Below are 16,344 nucleotides of genomic sequence, written 5' to 3' on the forward strand. Positions count from 1 at the left end.
GCTTAGATATAACTAGATATAGGCAAGGCAGCTTGCCAAAATGAGCGAAGGTAACAAGTTTGCCACGCGAAAGGTTTTTGGCCAAATAAGGTTTGTGCCTACGCAGAAGATAAGAATGGATCCAAGCATTGATATGGCGTCAAGAGCAGTTTGCGTAAGCAGAGGCTCAAGAGCATGTGCACCAAGTGTGATAGAACCCTGAAAAACAATGACAGGGATAACCGAGAAGATAGCGCCTTTGCCGATAGAGCTGGTAAAAATACAAACAAGCACTGCATCAAGAGCACCTTTTAGCGCCAGAATAGTCCAGTCGCCGTTTACGCCGTCCTGAATAGAACCAACAACTGCCATAGCGCCAATACAAACCGTGAGGGTCGCGCTTACAAAAGCATCAACAAAGCTGTTGTCACCCTCGTTAGCGGTCTTTGCCTTGAGCCAGCAACCAAAATCATTCATGCGTTGCTCAATGTTAATGGTCTCACCAATGATGCAGCCAAGGACAAGCGAAATGAGAATACGACCTGAGCCACCGCTTTGAACGGAGATACCCTCTATGCGAAGCATCTGCTCAAGGGCGCCTGCAATACCAATAAACATAATGCTAATAGCACTGGCTTTCATAATGGCATCTTGCAAGCGCGTGGTGAGCAGGCGACCACCCAGCATGCCTGCCAAACCGCCCAAAAGAATCATGCCAGCGTTAAAGACAGTTCCAAAACCAACCATAAGCAGCCTTTCAGATGTTTTGATAGCACAAATGGGTCAAAATGATGGGTGAGTATAGCATAGGGGTGTTAGTCAATATTGAATAGCATAGGAGATTTAACTTAGTACTCGCTTATGCGGCTTGTCTGGATTACACGTGCTGTTGCTCACAGAAAACCGCAGGTAGAACATGTGAACAACTTAAGTTTAGAGAGCAAATCTGCCTAGTGTACGAATTTTCCGGCGGTGCCCACGCATACTTTGCTTAACTAAAGCGTAAATCCTGCGGAAATGGAGAAAAGTTCGCTTGCACCAACCCCCTATACTCGAGGTGCGAACGAAAAATCGTACATTTAATTGATTTGCCTAGAAATGGAGGCTGTATCTGCATGCTCTGCAATACAACTACTCTGCAAAACGCTGTTTTGAAAAGCAGCTATGATAGATGCGTTAACGTCTAGGAGGATTCATGAGCTACACCTACCTTCCCGAGCAGGCAAGTGGCGAGCTGCGCGAGCGCTTGAGCAAGATTCGTTATGTATTTACCGATATGGATGGCACGATGCTCGCTCCGGGCTCAACTGTGCTTGCCGACGCTGAGGGTAATCCATCTCTTGCATTGTCATCGACATTAGTTGAGCTTCGTCAGGCTGGTATTGAAGTTATTCCGTGTTCGGGTCGTAATCGCTCTATGTTGCATGAAGATGTGCGCGTGCTAGGCTTGAACGCATATATCGGCGAGATGGGTGGCTTGATTATGTTTAGCCATAAAGATAGCCACTGGGAATACTTTACTGCCGATATGGATTATGACCCTGCCTGTGGACTTACTCCGCATCAAGTTATCGAGGCAACGGGCGTTTGCGATTTGTTCTCAACCCGTTGGCCGGGTTTGCTTGAGTATCACAATGATATGTCGCGCGGATATAAATATCGTGAGGTTACGGTGGCTCTGCGCGGTGAAATCCCTGATGAAGATGCGTATGAAATTTTGTCAAAAAGCGGACTTGCGCTTGAATGGGGCGACAACGGCTTTTTGGGCTATATTTCGGCTCCTACCACGCTCACTCTCCCCGAAGGAGTTCCGGGTCGAGCCTATAACATTTCGCCTGCCGGCCTCAATAAAGGCCGAGCTATTGCACGTTTTTGTGAGATTCGTGGCATAGACCCAGCAAGCACATTGTCCTTAGGCGATTCGCGTGCAGACTACTCCATGGCCGATGTTACTGGGTTGTTCTTCTTAGTAGAAAATGGTCTTGAAAACGCAGATGCCGCTGAGTTTTTACAGCAGCATGACCATGCGTATGTAGCGCGGGGTCGCTCGTGCGATGGTTGGGTTGCTGCGATGCAAACCGTGCTTGAGGCTGCACATAATCACTAAGCAGACGCATGCCAGAGACACCGCAAGAAACATACAAAGCGATGGTAGCGCAGAAGTAGCGGGCATCCTGAGAGAAAGGGCTGCTTATGGGGCAGCAATTGAACGATAAAAGCCAAACGGGAATGCCCAGTAGCGGCATAGATAGTTCACTCAATAGCCCAGCTCCCAACATGCCTGTCGCTTCGTTTGGTGACACTCGCGCCATTGGTGTTTTTGACTCAGGGCTTGGTGGTTTAACTGTTGCCCGTGCTATTGCAAACGATTTACCAGGGGAGTCAATCCACTACTTTGGTGACACAGCGCGGTGTCCGTATGGCATGCGTTCAGAGAGTGAGGTTCGCCGTTTTGCGCTGGAAGCGGCTCGGTGGCTTGAGGCACATGCGGTAAAGATTATTGTGGTGGCTTGCAATACCGCAACGGCGGCGGCGCTACCAACTTTGCAGCAGCTCATATCGGTACCCGTGATTGGTGTTATTGACCCCGGTGCGCGCGCCGCTATTAACAGCACCCGCACCCGGCGCGTTGGCGTACTTGCCACCGAGCTTACGGTGAGAAATGGTGCCTATACCCGCGCAATCCATAATCGCGATGCAGGTGTTGACGTGTATAGTTGCTCGGCCTCCTCATTTGTTTCGGTGGTAGAAGATGAGCTGGCAACAGGCGCTCATGTGCATAAACGCTGGCTTTGTGACTCTGATGTGTTTGATACCCCCGCCGTACACAAGCTTGTTGAAACAACGGTAGCGCCGCTGGTGCATGCGGGTGTGGACACAGTTGTTCTGGGTTGCACGCATTTTCCTTTGCTTGCAGGTCCTATCACACGGGTTTTGGGGTCGCATGTGCGTGTGGTAAGTTCGGCGGAAGAAACAACAGCTGAGCTTTTTGACATTCTGAGTCGTCGCGAGCAGTTGGCTCCTGCTAATACTCAGCCCAAACATCGCTTTGCTACAAGTTCTAACAACATGGCAAGCTTTGTAGCAGCAGGTAGTTTTATTTTTGGGCAAGCGCTCAATAGTATTGAACAGGTGAGTATTGCTGAGCTTGAGCAGCTTGGACAGGCGGTGTAGATTGTAGCTTGTCAAGCAGCGCTAATAGCTACTAGACCTGCGCATGCGGTAGCTCTGCGTGCATTATAGGTAGCTGAAACCATTAAACCTTGCATGGGTCAATTGAAAGGAAACACTATGGAAGCCCTTGAAATTCAACGAGCGCATAATCGCGCTATGGACCGCATGCGCCCTGTGACACTTACTCGTGATGTTATGAAGCATGCCCTTGGTTCGTGCATGATTGAGTGTGGTGATACCAAGGTGCTTTGCGCAGCAACTATCGAAGAGGGCGTGCCTGCATGGCGGCGTAATGCGCATGCAGGTTGGGTTAGTGCAGAATATGCCATGCTGCCAGCATCAACAAACTATCGCACGCGTCGTGAGTTGGGTGCACGTAAGGGACGTTCTATGGAAATCGAGCGTCTGATTGGTCGAAGCTTGCGAAGCGTTGTCAATCTTAAAGCGCTGGGTGAGTATACGGTCACGGTCGATTGCGATGTACTTCAGGCTGATGGTGGCACCCGCACCGCAAGCATCACCGGTGCATGGGTAGCTTTGCATGACGCGCTGATGCAGTGGGTGCAGGCAGGTAAAATTCCTCGTTTACCGCTGATAGGTCAGGTTGCTGCAGTTTCAGTAGGGGTTGTTGACGGTGCAAGTCTGCTTGACCTTGACTACAGCGAGGATTCTCGTGCCGAGGTTGACATGAACGTGGTAGGTACAAACGAGGGTGAGTTTGTTGAGATTCAGGGCACCGGTGAGCGTATTAGCTTTAATCGCGCGCGTCTCAACCAGTTGCTTGATTTAGCAGAAGGTGGTTTAGCGCACCTTCTAGCCTTGCAAAATGAAATCACAGCTTTTTGTGACGAGGACAAATAGGAGTAAGAATGGCTGCTCATATGCCCTTACCTGATGGCTTTGACCCCAAGCATACCGTGGTTGTTGCGACGGGCAATATGCATAAACTAACCGAAATTGAAGCCATTTTAAGCGAGGTACTGCCTGGTGTGCGTTTTATTGCTTGGGGTCAGTTGGCTGCGCATAACGAGCCTGAGGAGACGGGCGCAAGCTTTGAGGAGAATGCCCTTATTAAAGCACGCGCTTGTGTAGCGGCAACAGGACTTCCATCGATTGCAGATGATTCGGGTCTTGTGGTTGATGCGCTGGACGGAGCGCCAGGCGTATATTCGGCACGATATGCCGGTGTTCATGGAGACGATGTAGCAAACAATGCTAGGCTGCTCTCTGCGCTCGAAGCAGTGCCTGATGAAGAGCGCAATGCCCGCTTTATGAGCGTGGTGGCCTATGTGGAGCCAGAGATAGCACAAAGTGCAGCAGAAGCATCAAAGCCAGATAAAGAGCTTGCTGCTGCGTCAGATGTAGATTCAGCCAATATGCCATACCTAGAGGCAAGCGCAGAGATAAACGGACAAATGTCCAGCGGCAATCCAGCGATACTTCTGGGGTGTGGAACGTGCGAGGGACGCATAGCTCGCGCCTTGCGAGGTGACTTTGGCTTTGGCTATGACCCGCTCTTTTTACCGCAAGCACGACCCGGAAAAAGTATGGCTGAGCTTTCGCCATCTGAGAAAAATGCTATCAGCCATCGCTTTTTTGCGCTGAAAGATTTGGCTCATAAACTGCACGAGCATATGCAGAGCAAGGCAGGTAGGTTTTGAGAGCAGTTGTACAGTGTGTTTTAGAAGCGTCAGTGAGTATTGATGGTGAGTGCACGGCTCAGATAGGTCCAGGATACCTTGTGTTGCTAGGTGTTGGTCATGCAGACACCAAAGAGACGGCGGATAAGCTTTGGAATAAGCTGCGCGATTTGCGCATATGCGCCGATGAGGACGGCAAGACCAATCTTTCTATTCAAGATACCCATGGTGCGGTACTGATTGTTTCGCAGTTTACACTCTATGCAAATTGTCGGCGAGGGAGGCGTCCTTCTTTTACAGAGGCTGCTCTGCCCGAGCATGCTAAAGCACTCTATGAGTATGTTGTTGAGCGTGCGCGTGCCGATATTGATGAAGTGGCAACGGGGCGTTTTGCTGCTGATATGAAGGTCAGCCTTATTAACGATGGACCTTTTACCGTTGTTCTTGACACTGATGAGCTGTAAGCGTTTTTGCTGGTACATATTTCAGATGGCTTTGCGCACCTGATAACTCTTGCATGCTTTTGGGTAGTTCAGTTATTTGAAGCCTATGGTATTGACGTGCAGTTCTGCACAGGCTTATAAAGCCTTGTTATACTCATGCGCTGCTGAGATTAACGATGGGTGGATTCTGCCCACATGGAGGCATACGATGGAAGAGCTAGAAGTAAACCACGTAGAAGAGATTCAAGAGCGTTTAATTCATATGGTTGGTGACCGTGTGCGGGTAAAGGCCAACATGGGGCGTACCCGGGTTATTGAGCGCATGGGTATCATTAAAACGGTGCATCCAGCTGTGTTTATTGTCGAGGTTGATGAGCGTCGTGGACGCAAGTCCCGCCAGTCGTATCAATATGTCGATGTCCTTACGGGCTCGGTTGAGCTTTTTGATCCAGAATCGGGTGAACATCTCTTTACGCCGCTTGGCAATCAACTCGAGGAGCATTAGGCAATGAGTATGCGGTCCCTAAGGGTTGCCGCACCTGCAAAAATCAACCTGCATTTGGGCGTTTACCCAGGTTGTGATGACGCGGGCTATCACCGAGTTGATACCGTTATGGCAACCGTGAGCTTGGCTGATGTGGTCTATATTGAGCCATCTGATGAGTTGTGCGTAACCATGGACCCACCGAGCGATGTTTCGCTTGAAGAGAATTCGGTATATCGTGCCGCTTGTGCGCTGGGTCACGCTTTAGGCTTTAATCCTCATGTTGCTATCCACGTTGAAAAACATATTCCGCTGCGGGCTGGTCTTGGTGGTCCTTCAACCGATGCTGCCGCACTTATTAAGGGCTTGTGTCAGCTTTGGAATATTGATGTGCACGATACGCGGGTACTTAATGTAGCACGGGCGATTGGTGCTGATGTTCCGTTTTTTCTTTATAACTCACCGGCGTATTTAAGCGGTCGGGGAGATGAGGTTCGCGAGATTTTTCAGTCGCTTGGTTCTTTGCCGGTGGCGCTGGTAGGTCCGGCAGGACCTGCTGGCGGTGTTACATCGCAGGCTGCCTATGCGCGATTTGACAGCTTTCCTGTTGAGCCGCAAGACCCAGGTGCCATAATTCGCGCCATGCGCGTGGGCGATATGGATGCGGTGCTTGCACATATTTCAAATAATTTGGCTGATGCTGCCATGAGTCATTCTCCTGAGGTGGCTCAAATTCTTAGTTGGCTGCGAGCACATGATGGCGTTTTAGCAGCAGATGTTTGCGGTTCAGGGTCAACAAGTTTTGCAATTTGTAGCGATGATGCTATTGCTCAGCGCATTGTTGAGGAAGCAGCTAAAAAAGATGCTTGGTGGGCATATTTTGCAAAGATGGAAAATCAAGCCGAGCACTAAAGCTACTCTAGCATTGCGGGTTTGCTTTTGTTACTATAGGCAAGCTTCGGGTTGTGGCTCAGTTTGGTAGAGCACTGCGTTCGGGACGCAGGGGTCGCTGGTTCAAATCCAGTCAACCCGACCATTGCAGCTATGCGGCGGTGTCTTTGGAGGCATCGCCGTTTTTTGTGAATTGCAGCGAGCCGCAGAAAAACCGTTGCTCCTCATATGCTTCCAATCGTTCATGCCTGAGCATACGTACGTGCGTGGCTGGTGTATCTCAAGCATGGCGCTCGGTTTTTGAACCCAGCCAATTTGCCTATTACATACCGCACCCGTGGAAATCTTCCGAAGTGTTGAGCGAGTTGCCCTTGCGCGTTATACTCTGCTGTTAGCTATCTGGCACAAGACTGCCACCACAGCTCCGCTTGGCGGAGGATCGATGAGAGGAAATGCTATGTTCCCAAAGGGCTTTGAGTGGGTTGTTATCCTGATTGTGGCGCTGCTAATCTTTGGACCTAAGAATCTGCCAAAGCTTGGTAAGTCGCTTGGTTCAACGGTCAAGAACCTGCGCGAGGGTATGGATTCTGGCGATAAGGGCGCTGCTCAAACGGTTGAGGCTGAGACTGTTGTTGAGGACGAGTCCGATGCTGAGATTCGTGAGCTTGAGGCTAAGCTTGCTGCTGCAAAGGCTAAAAAAGAAGAGGCTCACGAGGAGTCTGAGGCACACTAAGATTGTGTCTCGTGCTAGTTTCCTGTTTTTCTTACACACAAGGAGTTCATCTGTATGGATGTTGCCGACATCGTATTAACTGCTGAAGGTCGCCAAAAGCTTGCTGAGGAGCTTGCATATCGTGAGGGCGAAAAGCATCAAGAGATTATTGAGCATCTAAAAGAAGCGCGTGCCTTTGGTGACCTTTCTGAGAATGCTGAGTATGACGCTGCAAAAGAAGAAGAGGCTAAAAATGCCTCGCGTATTGCTGAGATTCGCGCCATATTGGCAAAGGCTCAGGATGCCGACGAGCAATCTGCACAGATTGTTTCTATTGGTTCGACGGTTGCCATGGTTGATGGCGACGGTGTTGCCACAGAGGTTACCATTGTAGGAACCACTGAAACCAACTCGCTTACCCGCAGGATTTCTAATGAAAGCCCTGTTGGTCGTGCCATTATTGGTCACGTTGAGGGCGAGACGGTAGAAATCATTACTCCAGGCGGCAAGCGCCGGAGCTATACCATCACTAAGATTTCGCGCTAGACCTAGGGTCAAGCGCTGAGAGCTCCCTAGGGTCATATGCGGCCTTAGGGAGTTTTTTGTTATAAAGGAGACAGGTATGACAAACGAGCAGAACTCAGCAACTACTCATATTTCTGAGCGCGAGCAGCGCTTATCGCGCCGTTTATCACTTTTTGAGGCGGGTACCAATCCCTATCCAGAACATTCCGAGATAAATGTGTACGTTGCAGACCTTATTGTGCGCTATGCGGAGCTTGAAGATGGCGGCATCACCGAGGATGTCTATTCTATTGCGGGTCGTGTGGTCAGTATTCGTAACCAAGGTAAGCTGGCGTTTTTAACTTTGCGCGATCCGTCAGCCGATATTCAGCTATTTTGCCGCATCAACGATATGTCTGAGGCTGATTGGGAGCTCCTTAAAAGTCTCGACTTAGGTGATATTGTTAATGCTACCGGTACCATATTGCGCACACGCCGCTCTCAGCTCTCTCTAGCCCCCACCACGCTTACCTTGTTGAGTAAGAGTGTTCGTCCCTTGCCAGAAAAGTTTCACGGGCTCTCCGATAAAGAGACGCGCTATCGTCAGCGCTATGTCGATTTAATTGTGAACGAGGATGTTCGTGAGACCTTCCGTAAGCGCTCGGCTATTGTGTCTGAGTTTCGTCGCTATATGGAAGCCGACGGCTATATGGAAGTGGAAACGCCCATCTTGCAAACCATTCAAGGTGGTGCAACTGCAAAGCCTTTTATCACACATTTTAATGCGCTTAATCAAGAGAACTATTTGCGTATTGCTACCGAGCTGCATCTCAAGCGTTTGTTGGTAGGCGGCTATGAACGCGTTTTTGAGATTGGCCGTATATTTCGCAATGAGGGCATAGACCTAACCCATAATCCTGAGTTTACTACCATGGAAGCCTATCGCGCCTACAGCGATCTTGATGGCATGAAAGAGCTGGCAGAAGGTGTTATTAAGGCAGCAAATGCTCGCGTGAATGATAGTGAGCAGCTTGAGTACCAAGGTCAGGTAATTGACCTTTCAGGTAGCTGGCCAAGTATTCCTATGAGCGAGGTGGTATCGCGCGTTGTTGGTAAAGAGCTTAATCTTGATACGCCCCTTGAAGAGCTGCGTGAGGTAGCTAAAACCCATGGTATTGAGGTGCATAATACTTGGGGAGCGGGCAAGCTTATCGCTGAGCTTTATGACGAGATTGGTGAAGCATCTTTGGTGAACCCAACCTTTGTTGTGGATTATCCTGTTGAGGTGTCACCCCTTGCTAAGCGCCGCGAAGACGACCCGCGTCTTACCCATCGCTTTGAGTTGGTTATCGCAGGACACGAATACGCCAATGCTTTCTCTGAGCTTAATGACCCGGTTGACCAAGCTGAACGTTTCCAACAGCAGATGGAAGAGAAGGCTGGGGGCGACGATGAAGCTATGGAATATGACGAGGACTACATTCGTGCGCTTGAGTATGGTATGCCGCCCGCCGGCGGTATTGGAATTGGTATCGACCGCGTGGTGATGTTGCTTACCAACTCGTCCTCTATCCGTGACGTGCTGCTTTTCCCGCATATGCGCCCTGAAAGCAAGAACAATACAGAGGCTGCTGACGCCCGTGCCAGCCAAGAAACTGAGCAAGAAATTACAACTACTGGCGCAACTGAGACACAGGCTTGTTGTGTTGCATCATCGCCTGAAACATCTGATAGTGCGTGCTCGCTCGCTCCTGCGCTTCTTGAAAAGGTCAGCATTGAGCCACTCTTTGAGGACTATGTTGACTTTGAGACCTTCTCAAAGTCAGATTTTCGTGTGGTAAAGGTAAAGGCCTGCGAGGCAGTTAAGAAGAGCAAAAAGCTTCTGCAGTTTACACTTGATGATGGCACCGGAGATGACCGCATTATTTTGTCGGGCATTCATATGTATTATGAGCCTGAGGAGCTGGTGGGAAAGACACTTGTTGCTATTGTAAACTTACCGCCTCGTGCCATGATGGGCATTGATTCTTGTGGCATGCTCTTGAGTGCAATTCATGAGGTTGAAGGCGAGGAACGCCTGAATTTGCTGATGCTTGATGATGGCATTCCAGCAGGCGCGAAGCTGTATTAGTTGCGCACATAAATACGTCAACACACATGGTAAGCAGGCGCTATACTAGGCAATACTTTTGCATATGGTATAGCGTTTGCTATCACGCAGAGCTTTATTTGGACGTGCGGAACAGGCTAGAGTTTGGATACTCGTAACAAGTGCGGCTATTTTTGCATGTTTGTTACTCAAACTGCTCACTGTATAAGCTATGCACTAATACGGTAGTATTTTATATGCACGCATGGCTCAAATATGTGGGAGCTTGAACAGAAAAAAGGGGGATTAGATGAAGCAGTTTATTGCAGAAGACTCGTTTTGGGAGCTCTTTCCGGAGGCTATGATTGGCGTTGTTGTGGCGCGTCATATGAAGCTCGCATCTGAGGTTAGTGAGGCCGATCGCGCAGAAATAGCTGAAAAGCTCGATTTGGCAAATCGTCGCGCTGAGCGTTTCTTAACCAGTGACACTATCTCTGAAAATAAGCCTGTACAGGTTTGGCGCCGTGCGTATCAGCAGTTTAAGACCAAGAAGGGTGCCCGTTGCGCAATCGAAAACCTGTTGAAGCGCGTGCTTAAAGATAAGCCGGTTGGCTCTATCTCTCCGTCTGTTGACATCTATAACTCCGTGTCGCTGACCTATGCATTTCCAACGGGTGGTTTCGACCTAAATAAGATTGAAGGAAATTATCGTCTCTGCACCACCGAGGGTGGCGATTCTTTCTTGCCAATTGGCGAGGACGCTGAGGAGCCAACGCTTCCAGGCGAGCTGATTTATGTTGATGATGCAGGTGCAACTAGTCGTTGCTGGAACTGGCGCGATTCTCAACGTACAGCTCTGAGCGATGAAACAACTGATGCAGTACTGGTTTTCGAGTGCTTAGAGCCTGAACGCATTGAGGATGCTAAGGCTGAGCTGGCTGATTTGTCTGATTTGCTTAGTCATTACTTTGGCGCAACAATTACTGCTCAAGAGCTGGTAACCACCGATAATAGGGTAGTTACCCTCGACGAATAGGCAAATGTGTAGTGCACCTCGGTTGAGAAAATTGAGTTTATACCCTCGTGTTAGCGTCGCTCTAATGTGGGTACACACTTGCATTGATAGTTAGATTCTGCACGTAAGAGGGATACATATGCTAGATAGATTTACCGACCGTGCACGACGGGTTATGTCGATGTCAAAAGAGGAGGCGCTCTCCCTTGGCTCGTCCAAGGTTGGCACTGAGCATCTTCTGCTGGCACTTGCAAAAGAAGAGACCGGTATTGCTGCTGCGGCATTACGCGAGCTTGAGATAACGCATGAAGATATTCTTGCTGAGCTTGCAAAAAGCGGCGCAGCAGCTCCTACAGCTGAGATGCACGGGGATACTACGGGCACCGAGACCCCAACTCAGGCGGAGCCAGATAATGCTCAATCTAAAGCCGATGGCTCAGATGTAAGCTCTAATGCCGCATCTGATGTGCAACCAACTCAGGCTGCAGCATTTAAGAAGTTGGCATTTACCCCTTCGGTTATTGCGGTTATGGAAAAGAGTTTTCGTCTCGCACGCGAAAACAACCAGACATATGTTTCAACTGAGCATTTGTTGTTGGCAATAGTCGCTGAACCTGAAAACCGCGCTGTACACATTCTTACGAGTCTCGGAATTTCGCCCGATTCGGTTAAGAGTGCTGTCGAAAAGCTGACAGCAAAAGACCAGGGTGGCAAGCGTCCCATGGCTGGCGCGGGTTCGGGTCGTCCTGGTGCTGGTCTACCATTTTTCTCAGGCTCCGGCGATGGGCAAGAAAAATCAACCCTTCAACAATTTGGCACCAATCTTACCGAAGAGGCGAGAGACGGCAAACTTGACCCAGTAATAGGGCGCGAAAAGGAGATTTCCCGTATGATGGAAATTCTTTCGCGTCGTGCCAAAAACAACCCGCTCATCTTGGGCGATCCAGGTGTGGGCAAAACAGCTATTGTTGAGGGCTTGGCACAAGAAATTGCTGCAGGTAATGTCCCACAAAATCTTGCCGATAAAGAAGTGTGGACACTTGATTTACCCGGTCTTGTGGCGGGTGCAAAATATCGTGGTGAGTTTGAAGAGCGCTTGAAAAACGTTATTCAAGAGGCTACTGAGTCGGACAAAATCATTCTGTTCATTGACGAGATGCACACGCTTATTGGAGCAGGCTCTGCTGAGGGCTCAATTGATGCAAGTTCTATGCTCAAGCCAGTGCTCGCGCGTGGTGCATTCCAAATTATTGGAGCAACCACCGCTGAGGAGTTCCGCAAACATCTTTCAAAAGACCCAGCCTTTGAGCGGAGATTCCAAGCAATTGATGTGGCGGAGCCAAACACCGAGGATACTGTTCGCATTTTAAGCGCGCTCATTCCACGCTATGAGAAGCACCACCATGTGAGCTATACCACAGGTGCTATTGAGGCGGCTGCAAATTTGTCGAGTCGCTATATTCAAGACCGTTATCTGCCTGATAAGGCAATTGATTTAATTGATGAGGCAGGTGCTCGCGCGCGCATCGCCGCAAATAAAGCTCCAGCTGAGGTGCGTGCTGCCGAGCGTCATGTTAAAGAGATTGCCGCTCAACTTGAAGCCGCAAACAAAGATAAGGATGCCGAGCGCACAGATGAGCTCACAGCCGAGCAAAAACAGGCTAAGCTTGACCTTGATGAAGCACGGGCGCGCTGGAATGCTGATATGGAAAAGCATCCGCTCATCATTGATGTCTCAGAAATAGCTGATATTGTCTCGGCAACCTCTGGAGTGCCGGTATCATCGCTTACCGAGGATGAGTCGCGTCGTCTTTTGGCCTGCGAAGACATGCTCAAGACGCGCATCATTGGTCAAGATGAGGCGGTGGCAGCTGTTGCAAAGGCTATTCGGCGTTCTCGCTCACCGCTTAAAGACCCCCGTCGCCCGGGTGGCTCATTTATCTTCTTAGGTCCCACGGGTACGGGCAAAACAGAGCTCGCAAAAACCCTTGCTGAGTATCTCTTTGGAAGCAAAGATGCCCTCATTAGCCTTGATATGTCTGAATATGCAAGTCAGTACGAGGTATCTAAACTCATTGGTAGTCCTCCGGGATATGTGGGCCACGACGAAGGCGGTCAGCTTACTAAAGCGGTGCGGCGTCATCCGTATTCGGTGGTGCTCTTTGACGAGATTGAAAAGGCGCATCCCGACATCTTCAATATTTTGTTGCAGGTGCTCGATGAGGGTCGCCTCACGGATAGCCAAGGTAAAACGGTTGATTTCCGTAATACAGTTATCATTATGACGTCAAATGTTGGCGCACGCGAAATTGCGCAGGACGCAAGCGTGGGCTTTGGGACAACGGGTCAAGTTGGCCTTACCTCAGGCGAGATTCGCACGCGTGCCATGGGCGAGCTCAAGCGTCTCTTTAGACCCGAGTTCTTGAACCGTATTGATGATATTGTGGTATTCAAGAAGCTTGAGGGCGAGAACTTGGCAAGCATTGCACGTTTGCTTATCGATGATGTACGCCAGCGTCTTATTGCACACGGTATGAATATTGAGTTCACCGATGCGGCAATCGCGCGTATTGTTGCCGTTGGCACCGATTTAAGCAACGGTGCTCGTCCTTTGCGCCGCGCCATTCAGACTCATGTTGAAGACCCGCTGAGCGAGGATTTGCTGGCAGGTACTTGGAAGCCGGGCGATACCGTTGTGGTTGACGTGGCAGACGATAAGTTTGTCTTTAGAGCAGGTTCAGGCGAAATACCGTCCCCGCGCCCGACGGGTTCGCTTGGTGCAAGCTTTGAGGCTGCGCCGCGCAGTAGCGTATCGAAGAGCTCGGGCTCGCATGCGCAAAATGATGGTGGCGTGCTGCTTGAGGCGGGTGCTACGCGTTAAAGCTTGGCTTGTTTGGCGCTGCTTGTTTGGTATGTGCGCTTAATAGCCTGCATCTTGATGTTCAAGCTCTGTCTCTTTCATAGAGGCAGAGCTTTTTGTATGCGTGTTTCATGTCAGCGCCTCTGAACGTGTAACAATAGATGAGGTCTGTTTATTGACGGTGGCAGGAGCATTGATATGGAATTGAGTGATGCCCAGAAAAAAATGCAAGAGGCAATTCGTCTGACTGCCCCCGGGCAGCCCATTCGCACAGCACTTGACATGATTATCGCTGGACATCTAGGTGCTCTTATTTGTGTGGGAGATACCGAGCACGTGCTTGCCGCAGGCAATGACGGCTTTCCTCTCAATATTTCCTTTACGGCAAACCGCTTGTTTGAGCTTTCAAAAATGGACGGCGCTATTGTTATTGATAGTGACCTCACGCAAATTCTACGTGCCAATTTTCATCTAAACCCTGATGCTTCACTGGTAACAAGTGAGACGGGTATGCGTCATCGCACCGCTGCGCGCATGTCGGTGCTCACCGACGCCATTATCATTTCGGTTTCGTCGCGCCGTGCGGTGGTTAATATTTATGTGCATGGTAAGAGCTATGAGTTGCAGCCGGTGAGTGCGCTTATGGCATCGGTTAATCAGCTTATTGCAACTCTTCAAACTACGCGCGCCGCACTTGATCGCTCGCTGCTACGCTTAACCGCCCTTGAGCTTGATGACTACGTTACACTAGCCGATATTACTGATATTTTTTCGAGTTTTGAGATTATGCAGCAGGCAAAATTGGGTCTGGAAGATTTAATCGTTAAGCTGGGAACGCAGGGCAAACTGGTACGCCTACAGCTTGAGCAGCTAGCCGGTTCTACTATGGAAGATGAATATAATCTCATGATTCGAGATTATGCGGCAGATTCCTCTGAGGAACATGCAGCGCGTATTCGCGACGAGTTCTGGGCAATGCCGGCACGTGAGCTTACAAATCCACGGCGTGTAGCTGAGGTACTGGGCTTTGATAACCTGGACGAGGACTCGGTGCTCACCCCGTTGGGTCTGCGTACCTTGTCGCGTGTTTCAGTGGTGCGTGAGGGCGTTGCTGAGCGCATTGTTGATGAGTATGGTTCTTTGCAAGACCTTATGGATGATATTCGCAACGACCCTGAGCGTCTGGGTGACTTTGGTGTTAATAATCCAGCAATTTTAGCCGATAGCCTGTATCGCATGCGCGATGGTAAGCCTCAGGTGGGCGCTTAATGTCGCGCGTGTGCGCCGTTATAGCGGCAGGTGGCACTGGCTCGCGCTTTGGCAATCCCGGCGGCAAACAGCTGGTAAACGTTGCGGGAAAGCCGCTGATGACGTGGTCAATTTTGGCTTTTGACCGCTCTGCTTACGTTGAGCATATCGTAGTGGTATGTCCCCCACGCCGTCGTGCAGATATGTATCATGCGGCAATCGAGCCGTATGAGATTCATACGCCAATCACCTTTGCAGATTCGGGCGAAACACGGCAGGATTCTACGCGTGCGGCAGTTGATGTGGTGCCAGAGGGTTTTCAATATGTAGCCATTCACGATGGAGCACGCCCGCTCATTACCACAGAGTCAATTAATGCAGCGATTAGCGTGCTTCTCGATACGCCTGGCCTCGATGGCGTTGTATGTGGACAGCCGGCTATTGATACCTTAAAAATTGTTGAGGGAGCACGCATTCAAGAGACTCCACCCCGAAAACTTTTTTGGGCAGCTCAGACACCGCAGATTTTTAGCATCGACGCTATTCGCTCAGCTCATGAGGCAGCGCTTGCTGAGGGATTTACAGGAACCGATGACTCTTCTCTGGTAGAACGTGCGGGCGGCTCGGTGCTTTGCGTGCAAAGCCCGCGCGATAACCTTAAAGTGACCGTACCGGAGGATTTGCGCCCTGTGACAGCTATTTTGTTGGGTCGCATGGCAGACGCTGAGAGCGTGCAAGACACAGGTATGTTTCCTCGCCTTGGCTAGTGCAGCTGCGCTATGATGTCCAGTATTGTTTACGTCTAATAAGGGGATATATGGGCAGCTTGCGCATAGGGCATGGATATGACGTACACCAACTCGTTGAAGGGCGACCTCTCGTTTTAGGTGGCGTTCATATTCCTTATAACTTGGGTTTACTTGGACACAGCGATGCCGATGTGCTTGCACATGCCTTGTCTGATGCAATTTTGGGGGCAGCGCGTGCGGGTGATATTGGCAAGTTATTTCCCGATACCGATGCTGCTTATAAAGATGCTGACTCACTGGTACTTTTGGCATCGGTTATGCAGCATGTGCGCAGCCTCGGTTTTGAGCTGGTAGATGCTGATTGCACACTTGCCTGTGAGCAGCCCAAACTTTCACCTCATCGCTATCAAATGCGCGCTAATCTTGCGCGTGCTATGGGTGTATCCCTTGAGCAGGTCGGGGTAAAAGCTACCACAACTGAACAGCTTGGCTGGGAAGGTCAAGGGCTCGGCATTGGTGCTTGGGCTGTTTGTTTGCTAGAGAAACGTTAGGAGAA

The 16,344-nt window shown here is 50.0% G+C and carries 16 protein-coding genes and 1 tRNA gene; 16 read left to right on the top strand and 1 reads right to left on the bottom strand.

The features are described 5' to 3' along the window. Window positions 1-12 precede the first annotated feature (12 nt). Window positions 13-726, bottom strand: a complete 714-nt coding sequence (locus KPC83_RS01805; RefSeq protein WP_216278880.1) for a DUF554 domain-containing protein — start codon at window positions 724-726, stop codon at window positions 13-15. Between the two features lie 448 nt (window positions 727-1,174). On the opposite strand from KPC83_RS01805, the gene KPC83_RS01810 reads away from it, so the two are divergent. From KPC83_RS01810 to ispF, 16 genes are all read left to right on the top strand, one after another. Beyond that, on the top strand, window positions 1,175-2,086 hold the full coding sequence (locus tag KPC83_RS01810; protein WP_216278881.1) for an HAD family hydrolase: 912 nt from the start codon (window positions 1,175-1,177) through the stop codon (window positions 2,084-2,086). Between the two features lie 170 nt (window positions 2,087-2,256). After that, window positions 2,257-3,153 carry a glutamate racemase gene (gene murI, locus KPC83_RS01815; protein WP_216279226.1) on the top strand — a complete coding sequence of 299 codons (897 nt, stop codon included), beginning with the start codon at window positions 2,257-2,259 and terminating at the stop codon, window positions 3,151-3,153. A 117-nt stretch (window positions 3,154-3,270) separates the two neighbouring features. Further along, complete coding sequence (rph, locus tag KPC83_RS01820; RefSeq protein WP_216278882.1) at window positions 3,271-4,014, top strand: ribonuclease PH; 744 nt, start codon at window positions 3,271-3,273, stop codon at window positions 4,012-4,014. An 8-nt stretch (window positions 4,015-4,022) separates the two neighbouring features. Continuing rightward, window positions 4,023-4,814 carry a non-canonical purine NTP pyrophosphatase gene (locus tag KPC83_RS01825; protein WP_216278883.1) on the top strand — a complete coding sequence of 264 codons (792 nt, stop codon included), beginning with the start codon at window positions 4,023-4,025 and terminating at the stop codon, window positions 4,812-4,814. Then, a complete protein-coding gene (gene dtd, locus KPC83_RS01830; RefSeq protein WP_216278884.1) occupies window positions 4,811-5,257 on the top strand; it encodes a D-aminoacyl-tRNA deacylase in 447 nt (148 codons plus the stop codon). The genes KPC83_RS01825 and dtd overlap by 4 nt, the downstream gene beginning before the upstream one ends. Before the next feature lie 187 nt (window positions 5,258-5,444). Next, window positions 5,445-5,741 (top strand): Veg family protein, encoded by a 297-nt coding sequence (locus KPC83_RS01835; protein ID WP_216278885.1) that lies wholly within the window; start codon window positions 5,445-5,447, stop codon window positions 5,739-5,741. Between the two features lie 3 nt (window positions 5,742-5,744). After that, a complete protein-coding gene (ispE, locus tag KPC83_RS01840; RefSeq protein ID WP_216278886.1) occupies window positions 5,745-6,632 on the top strand; it encodes a 4-(cytidine 5'-diphospho)-2-C-methyl-D-erythritol kinase in 888 nt (295 codons plus the stop codon). Window positions 6,633-6,679: 47 nt separating this feature from the next. Next, window positions 6,680-6,756, top strand: a tRNA-Pro gene (locus tag KPC83_RS01845). 297 nt (window positions 6,757-7,053) lie between these two features. Then, on the top strand, window positions 7,054-7,344 hold the full coding sequence (locus KPC83_RS01850; protein WP_371819271.1) for a twin-arginine translocase TatA/TatE family subunit: 291 nt from the start codon (window positions 7,054-7,056) through the stop codon (window positions 7,342-7,344). Window positions 7,345-7,398: 54 nt separating this feature from the next. After that, a complete protein-coding gene (greA, locus tag KPC83_RS01855; protein WP_216278887.1) occupies window positions 7,399-7,869 on the top strand; it encodes a transcription elongation factor GreA in 471 nt (156 codons plus the stop codon). Between the two features lie 76 nt (window positions 7,870-7,945). After that, window positions 7,946-9,958: a lysine--tRNA ligase gene (gene lysS / locus KPC83_RS01860; protein ID WP_216278888.1), complete on the top strand. Its 2,013-nt coding sequence runs from the start codon at window positions 7,946-7,948 to the stop codon at window positions 9,956-9,958. Between the two features lie 268 nt (window positions 9,959-10,226). Further along, complete coding sequence (locus KPC83_RS01865) at window positions 10,227-10,952, top strand: B3/4 domain-containing protein (RefSeq protein WP_216278889.1); 726 nt, start codon at window positions 10,227-10,229, stop codon at window positions 10,950-10,952. 118 nt (window positions 10,953-11,070) lie between these two features. Further along, window positions 11,071-13,812 (top strand): ATP-dependent Clp protease ATP-binding subunit, encoded by a 2,742-nt coding sequence (locus KPC83_RS01870; RefSeq protein ID WP_216278890.1) that lies wholly within the window; start codon window positions 11,071-11,073, stop codon window positions 13,810-13,812. A 177-nt stretch (window positions 13,813-13,989) separates the two neighbouring features. Further along, on the top strand, window positions 13,990-15,060 hold the full coding sequence (gene disA, locus KPC83_RS01875) for a DNA integrity scanning diadenylate cyclase DisA (protein ID WP_253200978.1): 1,071 nt from the start codon (window positions 13,990-13,992) through the stop codon (window positions 15,058-15,060). Then, window positions 15,060-15,806, top strand: coding sequence for a 2-C-methyl-D-erythritol 4-phosphate cytidylyltransferase (gene ispD / locus KPC83_RS01880; RefSeq protein ID WP_216278891.1), 747 nt, complete (start codon window positions 15,060-15,062; stop codon window positions 15,804-15,806). Before disA ends, ispD begins: the two co-directional genes overlap by 1 nt. Before the next feature lie 50 nt (window positions 15,807-15,856). Continuing rightward, a complete protein-coding gene (gene ispF / locus KPC83_RS01885; protein ID WP_216278892.1) occupies window positions 15,857-16,339 on the top strand; it encodes a 2-C-methyl-D-erythritol 2,4-cyclodiphosphate synthase in 483 nt (160 codons plus the stop codon). Window positions 16,340-16,344 lie beyond the last annotated feature (5 nt).

The organism is Collinsella sp. zg1085 (assembly GCF_018889955.1).
In the GTDB taxonomy this organism is placed as follows: domain Bacteria; phylum Actinomycetota; class Coriobacteriia; order Coriobacteriales; family Coriobacteriaceae; genus Collinsella.